The sequence below is a fragment of the Kitasatospora sp. NPDC057518 genome, assembly GCF_042802075.1.
Taxonomy (GTDB): Bacteria; Actinomycetota; Actinomycetes; order Streptomycetales; family Streptomycetaceae; genus Kitasatospora.
In genome coordinates this window covers 1-9,705 of record NZ_JBHVEU010000336.1, presented here as the reverse complement: position 1 = coordinate 9,705, position 9,705 = coordinate 1, and the positions used below count along the sequence as shown (strand labels likewise).

The 9,705-nt window shown below is 73.8% G+C and carries 7 protein-coding genes; all 7 read right to left on the bottom strand.

All coding sequences use genetic code 11. The features are described from left to right. Positions 1 to 50: 50 nt before the first annotated feature. Positions 51 to 674: a response regulator transcription factor gene (locus ACFU7Z_RS28440; protein WP_049652923.1), complete on the bottom strand. Its 624-nt coding sequence runs from the start codon at positions 672 to 674 to the stop codon at positions 51 to 53. Beyond that, entirely contained in the window at positions 671 to 1,954 is a 1,284-nt protein-coding gene (locus tag ACFU7Z_RS28435) for a sensor histidine kinase (RefSeq protein WP_380780533.1), read from the bottom strand. Before ACFU7Z_RS28435 ends, ACFU7Z_RS28440 begins: the two co-directional genes overlap by 4 nt. Positions 1,955 to 1,958: 4 nt before the next feature. Further along, positions 1,959 to 2,699, bottom strand: coding sequence for an ABC transporter permease (locus ACFU7Z_RS28430; RefSeq protein WP_049652927.1), 741 nt, complete (start codon positions 2,697 to 2,699; stop codon positions 1,959 to 1,961). Positions 2,700 to 2,710: 11 nt separating this feature from the next. Beyond that, on the bottom strand, positions 2,711 to 3,619 hold the full coding sequence (locus ACFU7Z_RS28425) for an ABC transporter ATP-binding protein (protein WP_049652929.1): 909 nt from the start codon (positions 3,617 to 3,619) through the stop codon (positions 2,711 to 2,713). A gap of 231 nt (positions 3,620 to 3,850) precedes the next feature. After that, positions 3,851 to 5,614 carry an ABC transporter ATP-binding protein gene (locus ACFU7Z_RS28420; RefSeq protein WP_380780531.1) on the bottom strand — a complete coding sequence of 588 codons (1,764 nt, stop codon included), beginning with the start codon at positions 5,612 to 5,614 and terminating at the stop codon, positions 3,851 to 3,853. Then, positions 5,611 to 7,452 (bottom strand): ABC transporter transmembrane domain-containing protein, encoded by a 1,842-nt coding sequence (locus tag ACFU7Z_RS28415; protein ID WP_380780529.1) that lies wholly within the window; start codon positions 7,450 to 7,452, stop codon positions 5,611 to 5,613. Before ACFU7Z_RS28415 ends, ACFU7Z_RS28420 begins: the two co-directional genes overlap by 4 nt. Before the next feature lie 376 nt (positions 7,453 to 7,828). Further along, entirely contained in the window at positions 7,829 to 9,499 is a 1,671-nt protein-coding gene (locus ACFU7Z_RS28410) for a trypsin-like serine protease (RefSeq protein ID WP_380780527.1), read from the bottom strand. Between the last annotated feature and the right edge of the window lie 206 nt (positions 9,500 to 9,705).

Below are 9,705 nucleotides of genomic sequence, written 5' to 3'. Positions count from 1 at the left end.
GGTCGAACCGTCCGGGCGGCACCCGCGGAGCACTCCGGCAGGGGCGCAGGTCAGGGCGTCAGGTAGCCGTGCGAGAACCCGGCGGCCACCGCCGCCGCCCGGTCGCTGACCCCGAGCTTGGCGTACATGTGCAGGAGGTGGGTCTTGACCGTCGCCTCGCTGATGAAGAGCTTCCGCGCGGCCTCGCGGTTCGTCGTCCCCTGGGCGACCAGTTCGAGGATCTCCAGCTCGCGCGCCGACAGCGGCGCGGGCGCCGGCCGTCGGACCTGGCCCATGAGCCGGGTCGCGATCGAGGGGGAGAGCACCGCCTGCCCCTGCGCGGCCGCCTCCACCGCGCGGAACAGCTCCTCCCGCGGCGCGTCCTTCAGCAGGTAGCCGGTGGCGCCGGCCTCGATGGCGGGCACCACGTCGCTGTCCGTGTCGTACGTGGTGAGCACCAGCACCCGCGAGGGCACACCGCGCTTGGTCAGCTCCTTGATGGCGGTGACCCCGTCGGTCCTCGGCATCCGCAGGTCCATCAGGACCACGTCGGGCCGCAGCTCCTCCGCGGCGGCGATGGCCTCCGCGCCGTCACCGGCCTCGCCGAGCACCTCGAAGCGGGGATCGGCCCGGAACATGCCCCGCAGCCCGTCCCGCACCACCGGATGATCGTCGACGATCAGCAGGGTGATCATTCCGCACCTCCCGCGGGGATGGCGGGGACGGCCGCCGAGATCGCCGTCCCGCCCCCCGGTTCCGACTCGATGGCCAGCCGCCCGGCGAGCCGCTGCACCCGCTGGCGCATGCCGAGGAGCCCGAACCCGCCGCTGGTGGACCCGTTGACCCGCTTGGCGCTCGGATCGAAGCCCACGCCGTCGTCCCGCACGTCGAGGGTGACCAGGTCCTCCATGTACGACAGGGTCAGGCCGACCCGGCCGGCCCGCGCGTGCTTGGCCACGTTGGCCAGCGCCTCCTGCGCGGTGCGCAGCAGCGTCACCTCGACCTCGGTGTGCATCGGCCGGGCGTCGCCGGTGGTGGTCAGCACCGCGTCGATGTGGTTGATCTCCGACCAGCGCCGGGCCACGTCGCCGATCGCGTCCGGGAGCCGGGCCTCGGCGAGCACCGCCGGCTCCACCGCGTGGACCGTCCGGCGGGCCTCGACGAGGCTCTCGCGGGCCAGGTTCGTCGCGTTCGCCAGGTGCTGGCGCAGCGTCGGGGGCTCGTCCAGGGTCTGCTCGGCGGCCTGGAGCTGGGTCAGTATGCCCGCCAGCCCCTGGGCGAGGGTGTCGTGGATCTCCCGCGCCATCCGCTGCCGCTCGTCCAGGACGCCCGCCTCGCGGGCCTGGACCATCAGCCGGGCGTGGAGGGCGGCGTTCTCCGCCAGCGCGGCCTCCAGCTTGGCGTTGGCCTCGTGCAGCTCGACGAGGGCCTGCTTCTGCTTGTCGTTGCGGTGGTCCGCCATCTCGACGAAGTAGAACAGCGCCCCGGCCAGCACCGCGGAGATCAGGCCGACGGCCAGCCACGCCCACCACATGTGGGCGGCGTTGATGCCGGCCACGCCCCCCATGAACGCCGCCGCCGAGATCATCGCGGTGACGGCGGCGCCGACGTACCGCCGGCGACCCCGCAGGTACTCGAACGCCTGGGGGTAGCCGACGAAGGTGAAGAGTCCGTACCAGGGCGCGACGCCCACCAGGGCGGCGGCCAGCAGCATCAGCCCGGTGTAGTACACGCCCATCAGCCGGCGGTTCTGCCGCCGTTCCGGGCGCAGCGTGCGGAAGCAGAGCATCCAGAGCGCGGCGGCGGCGGAGAGCCCGAGTACCAGGGTGAAGTGCATCGGCACCCGCCAGACCAGCTGGAGCAGGGTGATCACGGTGCTGATCGCCAGGAGGACGTACGGGAGCGCCTTGAAGGCCGCGATCTTCGTACGCTCCCAGTGATCGAACTCCGCGCGCAGCTCGGCCTCGATGCTCAACCCACTACTCCCAGCGGAAGTATCGCGCGGCCAGTCCGCCGGCCACGATCGTCCACCCCAGCATGGCGGCGAGGTGGATCAGCTGCGGCCAGTGCCCGGCGGTGGTGTCCTGCAATGATTGCACGCCGGCGCCGAGCGGAGTCAAGTCGCTGATGGTCAGCAGGACATCGTTCATCTTGGCGCGCGGCAGCCACAGGCCGGCGAAGAACACCAGCGGGAAGAAGACCAGCGAACCCATCGCGCTGGCGCTCCGGCCGGTCGGCGCGAGCGCGGCGACGAGCAGGCCGACCGCGAACATCGCCAGCGCCACCAGCAGGTAGCTGAGCAGGTAGGCGGGCAGCTTGCGGGGCAGGTCGACGTCGAACGCCAGCTTGCCGATGGTCAGCATGACCAGCATCGTCACCACGGACAGCACGGTGGCCATCAGCAGCTGCGCGCCGAGCATCACGCCCGGCTTGACCGGGGTGGTCCGCATGCGCCGCAGCACACCCTTCTCCCGGTACGAGGCGAACAGTTGGGACAGGCCGCTGAGCGCGAACAGGGCGATGCCCATCGACACGACGATCGGCAGGTACAGGGTGATCGGCCGCACGTTGCCGAGCTCGGGGCTGTTCGCCCGCATCGAGGGGATCAGGCCGAGCACGACGAGCAGGATCGGGGCGAACGCGAGCGCGAAGAACACGACGATCGGCTCGCGGAGGAACAGCTTGGTCTCGGTGGCGGTGAGCCGGAGCAGGGGGGACACGGTGGGACTCCTCAGGATTCGACGGGGCGGCCGGTGAGCGCGACGAACGCGTCCTCCAGCGAGTTCTGCTCGACCCGCAGGTCGAGTGCGGTGATCCGCTGGCCGGCGAGCAGGGTGGTCACCGCGAGCAGCAGGTCCCCCCTGCCGGTCACGACGATCTGCGGGCCGGCCCACTCGACGGAGGTGACCTCGTCCAGCGCGGTCAGCCGGGTCTCGTCCAGCGGCCCGGACGGCCGGAACCGGATCCGCTGCCCCTTGTCGACCCGCGACACCAGGCCGCCCGGGGTGTCGATCGCGATGACCCGCCCGGTGTCGATCACGGCAAGCCGGTCGCAGAGCCGCTCCGCCTCCTCCATGAAGTGCGTGACCAGCAGGATCGTCACGCCCCGGTCGCGGATGCGCTCGATCAGGCCCCACACGTCGCGGCGCGCCTGCGGGTCGAGGCCGGTGGTGAGCTCGTCGAGCACCGCCACCTTCGGGGTGCCGAGCAGCGCGAGCGCGATCGACAGCCGCTGCTTCTGCCCGCCGGACAGCCGCCGGAACTGGGTGCCGAGCTTGCCGGTGAGGTTCAGGATCTCGGCCAGCTCGCGCCAGTCGGCCGGCTGGCGGTAGAAGGAGCTGTACAGCTCCAGCGCCTCGCCGACCTTGAGCTTGTCGGGCAGCTCGCTCTCCTGCAGCTGCGCGCCGAGCAGCTGCCGCAGCTCGCCGGTGTCGCGCTGCGGGTCGATGCCGCAGACGCTGATGGTGCCGCCGTCCGGGGTGCGCAGCCCCTCGATGCACTCGACGGTCGTGGTCTTGCCGGCCCCGTTGGGCCCCAGGATGCCGAAGATCTCGCCCTGCTCGACGGCGAAGCTGACCCCGTTCAGCACGGAGTTGTCGCCGTAGCGCTTGACGAGGCTGTCCACCTCGATGATTGCCATGGCATCAGCCTGGCAGTCGGCCCCGGTCCGCCGGATCGACTGGACGGCCAGACCTGGGGCGGGCGGCGGTGGATGCCCGGCATCAACCGATCGGTTGATGGCTGCTCAGCGGGGCCTGCGGCGGGGCCCGCTGCTGCTCAGCGGGCCCGGGCGCCGGATCCTCCAGGGTGCCACGCGGGCCGGTCCGGCGGAACCCCCGTGAACCGTCCTCCTGTTACCGCCGGAGGGAGTTCAGCCCTCGCCGTTCCACGACCGCCACAGCGCCGCGTAGGACCCGCCGGCGGCGACCAGTTCGTCATGGGTGCCCAGCTCGACGATGCGGCCGGACTCCATGACGGCGACGCGGTCCGCGTCGTGGGCGGTCTGCAGCCGGTGGGCGATGGAGACGACCGTCCGGTCCGAGCGCACGGCGGCCATCGCCCGCTCGGCCTGCCGCGCCGTGGTCGGGTCCAGCAGGGAGGTCGCCTCGTCGAGGATCAGGGTGTGGGGGTCGGCCAGGTGGACCCGGGCGAGGGTGAGCTGCTGGGCCTGCGCCGCGTCGAGTTCGACGCCGCCGGCCCCGAGCGCGCAGTCCAGCCGGCCCGGCAGGTCGTGCACCCAGCCGGCCTCGACCAGGGCGAGCGCGGCGAGGATCTCCTCGTCACCGGCGTCCGGGGCCGCCATGGTCATGTTGTCCCGGAGGGTGCCCATGAACACGTGGTGCTGCTGGGTGATGAGGACGATGCGGTCGCCCAGGCCGCCCGCCGCCGCCAGGTCGGCGACCGGCACGCCGCCGACCCGGACGTGTCCCGCGTCCGGGGCGTCGACCCCGGACAGCAGCCTGCCGAGGGTGGACTTCCCGGCGCCGGACGGGCCGACGACCGCGAGCCGCTCGCCCGGGCGGACCACCAGGTCGATGCCCTTGAGCACGTCCGGCGAGCCCGGGTAGGCGTACCGGACGCCGCGGACCTCGATCCGGTCATCGGACGGCCGCCGGTCGAGCACCGGCGGATCCTCCGACACCAGGCCGACGCCCTTGATGCGGGCGAACGAGGCGCCGCTGCGCTGCAGTTGCTCCATCCAGTTGAGGGCGCGGTCGAGCGGGTCGACCAGCTGCCACATGTACAGGCTGCCGGCCACCACCGTGCCCAGGCCCACCGCGCCGTCGAGGTAGCCGAGGCCGCCGACCAGCAGGACGAGCGCCGTGGGCAGCGCGTGGGCGAACTCGGTGACGGGGAACAGCACGGTGCGCAGGAACAGGGTGCGCACGCCGGCCCGGTAGGCGGTGTCGACCGCCCGGTCCACGGCGAGGTCCTGGCGGGGGCCGAGCCCGAACGCCTCGACGGTGCGGGCGCCGTGGGCGGTCGCGTTGAGCGCCTCGGCGACACCGCCGTAGGCGGCGCCCTCGGCGAGGTAGGCGTCCCGGGCCCGGCGCAGGTACCAGCGGCCCACCGCCCAGACGACCGGCAGGCTCACCAGCGCGCACAGCCCGATCAGCGGGTCGAGCAGGAACGCGGCGCCGAGGACGAACAGCACCTGGACCGCGGCGATGAAGACGTCCGGGGCCGCGTTGCGCAGGGTGGCGGCCACCGTGCCCACGTCGAGGGAGGAGCGGGTCACCAGGTCGCCGGTGCCCACCCGCTCCGCGTACCGGCCGGGCAGCGCCAGCGTCCGGTCGACGACCTCCTCCCGCAGCCGGGCCAGGGCGCGCTCCCCGAACCGGTGCGAGAAGTAGCGCGCGAAGCGGGTCAGCAGCAGCTGGGCGAGGGCGAAGCCGAGCACCGCCGCCGCCAGCACGTCGACCTGGCCGACCGTCAGCTCGCCGTTCTCGACCCGGGTGACGATGCGGCCGAGGTACCACGGCGCGGCGACCCCGGCCAGGGCGGCGAGGCAGGTGAGGAGGAGGACCCCGCACATCGCCCGGCCGTCGTCGACGAGCAGGCGCCGGACGGCCCGCCGTACGGTCGCCCGGTCGGCGACGGGGAGCCGGTGGGGGTCGTCGTGGTCGTGGCTCATCGGGATGCTCCTTCCCGGGGCTCTGCGGTGGCGTCGGCCTCGGGGCGGGCTTCGACGTCGGGGCGGGCGTCGGGGTCCGGGCGGGCGTCGGGGTCCGGGCGGGCGTCGGGGTCGCCGCGGAGGACCAGCGCCGCGTAGGCGGGCTCGGTGGCGAGCAGTTCGCCGTGGGTGCCCGCGGCCCGGACCCTGCCGTCCACGAGGTGGCAGACCCGGTCGGCCCGGCCGAGGACCAGCGGGGAGGTGCCGACGACCAGGGTGGTGCGGCCGGCGCGGAAGGCGCCGAGCCGGGCGGCGACGGCGGCCTCGGTGAGCGCGTCCAGGGCCGAGGTGGGCTCGACGAGCAGCAGCACCTCGGGGTCGGCGAGCAGGGCCCGGGCCAGCCGCAGCCGCTGGAGCTGGCCGCCCGAGACGTTGCGGCCGCGGTCCTGGAGCGGTGCGTCCAGGCCGCCGGGCAGGAGGCCGACGAGGTCCTCGGCCGCCGCCGCGTGCAGCGCGCGCCCGATCTCCGCCGCCGTGCGCCCGCCGTGGACCGCCACCGCGGAGCCCAGGGTGCCGCCGAACACGTAGGACTCGTTGTCGGACACCAGGACGTGCCGGCGCAGCGCGGCCGTCTCCCACGCGGAGACCTCGACACCGCCCCAGGTGGCGCCGGACGGGGTGTAGCCGGCCAGCCGGTCCACCACGGCGCGGGCCTCGTCGGCCCGTGCGGAGACCAGGGCCGTGACCTGCCCGGGGCGCAGCACCAGGCCCGACTCCGGGTCGTGCAGCTCCACCGGACCGTCGGGCGGCGCCGTGCGGGTGCGCTCGCCGGAGGACTCGGGCCGCAGCGCCAGGATGTCGATGACGCGGCGGGCGGCGACGAGGCCGCGCGGGAGGTCGTCGGCGCCCTCGACGAAGAACGAGACGGGTGCCAGGAGGGCCGCCACGTACCCGTAGACGGCGACCAGTTCGCCGACCGTGATGTCTCCGGCCGCCGCCATCCGCGCGCCGAGCCAGGTCACCACGGCCAGGAAGACGACGGGCAGGCAGGCGCCCACCGCCTGCACCCAGCTGGTGAGCGAGGCCACCCGGTAGCCGAGCGGCACCAGCGCCCGGGAGCGCTGCCGGTAGCGCCCGGCGAACATCGGCTTGCCGCCGATGCCGTTCAGCACCCCGAGCCCGGCCACCAGGTCGCCGGCCAGGGCGGTCAGCGCCCCCTGCTCCTCGCGGTAGCGGCCCTCGGCGCCGTGCAGCCTCCCCATCAGCGGGCCGATGACCACGGCCAGCAGCGGGACGCCGAGCAGGACCACCGCGGCCAGGACGGGGGAGATCCGGACCAGCAGGACGGCGGCGGCGAGGTACGCGAGCACCGCTCCGACGCCAGGCCCGGTGATGGTCAGCGTCTGGGCGATCCGGCCGGTGTCACCGGCCTGCAGGTGCGTCAGCTCGCCGGCCGACACCTGGCGCGGCAGCGTCGTCCCCAGCCGGTTCACATGGCGGGTGACGGCCTGGACCGTCCGGAAGGCGGCGTCGGCCCGGATGAACGTCATCGTGCGGTGCCGCAGCATGCCGAGGACCGCGATCAGCGCCCCGACCGCGAGGACCACCGCCACCCAGCCGACCAGTGCCCCGGTGTCCCGCGCGCGCAGCCCGTCGTCGATCGTCCGCGACATCAGGTACGGCGGCAGCATCAGCGCGCACATCCACAGGCTCCCCCAGGTCGCGCCGAGCAGCACCCGCCTGCGCTGCATCGACACGAGCCACCAGAGGTACCGCAGTGGGCTCCGGTGGTCGGGCGTTCCGGGGTCGGTGTACGGGACCCGGCGGGTACCCGTGGGCAGGTCCGGTCCGTCGGTCATCGCGCTCCGTCCTTGGGCAGGTTCGCCGGGCCCCGGGACGACGTCCTGGCGGCGCTGCCCTGTCGGACTCCGGCGGAGACGGCCGGCCCCGGACGCGAACTGCCGCACACCGACGGCGGGGTGGCGCCCGGAAGCGGTCACGGCGCCGCCCGCGCGCCGGCGCCGCCGGAGCATTCGGCCGCCGAGCTGCCGGGATGCCACCGTACTCGAAGAAGTCCGCACGTGAACGGGCCGAGGAGGATTGTCCGGAAATCGGACTGCCCGACCACCCTCAGCGGACCGAGGTGTGACGGTCCGTCGGACACCGGCATGCGAGCGCCCCGGTGCGGGACGGCGGTCCGCTCCCGCGCCAGGACGCCCGCCGGCGGGCCGTGGATCAGATGGAGCTGGTGATCACGGTGCCGGTGTGGTTGCCGGGGATCGAGGTGAGGTCGAGGTACTCGGGGTCGGCCCAGGTGCCATCGAGGTGGCGGGCGGTCAGGATGACCTTGTTGTCGTTGGTGGTGACGGCGAACTGGGCGTCGGTGTCGACGGTGGCGGCGCTGATGCCGGTGCCCGTGACCTTCCCGATGACGTCGACGAGGGAGTTCATCCGCGACCAGTCGCCGGAGGCGTAACGCAGGGTGTGGTACTGGCCGTCGCTCGCGACGGTGGCGAGGTCGAGGTCGTTGTTCTGGCGGGTGACGGCGACGGAGGTCACCGGCCCGGTGGCGCCGGCGACGTCGGAGACCGATCCCCAGAGGGACCAGGCGCCGCTGACGTTGCGCCGGGTGTGGTAGACCTTCCCGCCCGACACGGCGGCGATGTGCAGGTCCCCGGAGGCGGTTCCGCCGGCGGAGATGGCGGTGATGCCGTTGAGCGGCCCGGTGTTGTCGGTAACCACCTTGAACCCGCTCCACTGGCCGTTGCCGTAGCGGGCGGTGTGGAACAGGGTGCCGTTCGCGACGACCACGATGTGCAGATCGGCGCCGACCGGGGTGGCGGCGATCTGGGTGATGTTGCCGAGGTCGGCGACGTTGACGTTGACGTCGATGAACTTCTGGCCCCAGCTGCCGTCGAGGCTGCGGATGGCGTGGTGCAGGTGCCCGTCGCCGCCCAGGGCCAGGACGTGGGTGTTGGTGTCGATGCCGGCCGAGGTGACGGCGCGGACGCCGCCGATGTTCCCGGCCGCGGCCTGGACGTCCTGGTACGGGGTCCACGAACCGTCGTACAGGCGGGTCGCGGCGTAGAGGTTGGTGTCGCTGCGCACCAGGGCCTGGGTCTTCCAGCCGATGGCCTTGGCGCGGGTCTGCTGCACCCAGCCGGCGATGTCGTCGACCCGGGAGCTGAAGGCGCCGGTGCGGGTCTCGGTGGCGGGCACGCCCAGGCAACCGCCCTGCCAGGAGCGGGAGGCGACCGCGAGCAGCTCGGCCTTGCCGTTGGTCGTACGGACCACGGGGGCGCCGGTGTCGCCCTTGCAGACCGCCGCACCGCCGGTACCGGTGGTGCCGATGCCGGTCGCGCTCACGGTGTCGAGGGTGAACGCGCCGGTGTGGAGCTTCAGCGGCGCCCACTCGTCCTTGGTGCGCCCGTACCCGGGCACGCGCAGCGACTGCCCGGTGGCGGGCGCGGCGGTGGCGACCCGCAGCGGGGCTATGCCGTCGACGGGCGTGGCCAGACGGGCCATCACCAGGTCACGGTCGGCGCGCGGCACCAGCTCGGCGATCTCGGCGGTCTTGCCGGCGCCGGTGGTCAGGTCGGTGCGGCCGATGGTCGCGGTGGTCTTCCACTTCGGCTTGCCGGCGGCCAGGGCCTGCGGCTGCGCCGGGTCGTCGGAGAAGCAGGAGGCGGCGGTGAGCACCCAGCTGCGGTCGACCAGCGTGCCGGTGCAGGCCCGCAGGTTGTCGCCGATCGCCAGGTGCGCGGTGTAGGCGTAGGTGTCGTTGGCGGCCGCGTCGCCGACCACGGCGCCGGCCGGGGGCGTGGCGAGGGTGGTCAGAGCGCCGGCGGCGAGGACGGTGGCCAGGGCGCCGGCCCGCAGGTTGCGGGTCGAGGAGTTGCGAGGCATAGGGGGATTCCCGGAGGTGAGAGGTGGGAGGTGGATGCGGGCGGTGGCTGTCAGCCGGTGACGGTCAGTTCGAGGAGGCTGGTCGCGTTGCCGTTGCTGCCCTTGCCGACAGGCTGGAAGCCGTCCTTGGGGACCTCGAGGGTCTGCTGGGTGGTGCCGTCGGTGAGGCCGGCCCGGACGGCGCGGCCGCCGGAGGTCTGGATGGC

Bases quoted from the DNA above. Each gene is read 5' to 3' on its own strand.
- ACFU7Z_RS28440 (WP_049652923.1), bottom strand. From the start codon at position 674: ATGATCACCCTGCTGATCGTCGACGATCATCCGGTGGTGCGGGACGGG.
- ACFU7Z_RS28425 (WP_049652929.1), bottom strand. From the start codon at position 3,619: ATGGCAATCATCGAGGTGGACAGCCTCGTCAAGCGCTACGGCGACAAC.
- ACFU7Z_RS28420 (WP_380780531.1), bottom strand. From the start codon at position 5,614: ATGAGCCACGACCACGACGACCCCCACCGGCTCCCCGTCGCCGACCGG.
- ACFU7Z_RS28415 (WP_380780529.1), bottom strand. From the start codon at position 7,452: ATGACCGACGGACCGGACCTGCCCACGGGTACCCGCCGGGTCCCGTAC.
- ACFU7Z_RS28410 (WP_380780527.1), bottom strand. From the start codon at position 9,499: ATGCCTCGCAACTCCTCGACCCGCAACCTGCGGGCCGGCGCCCTGGCC.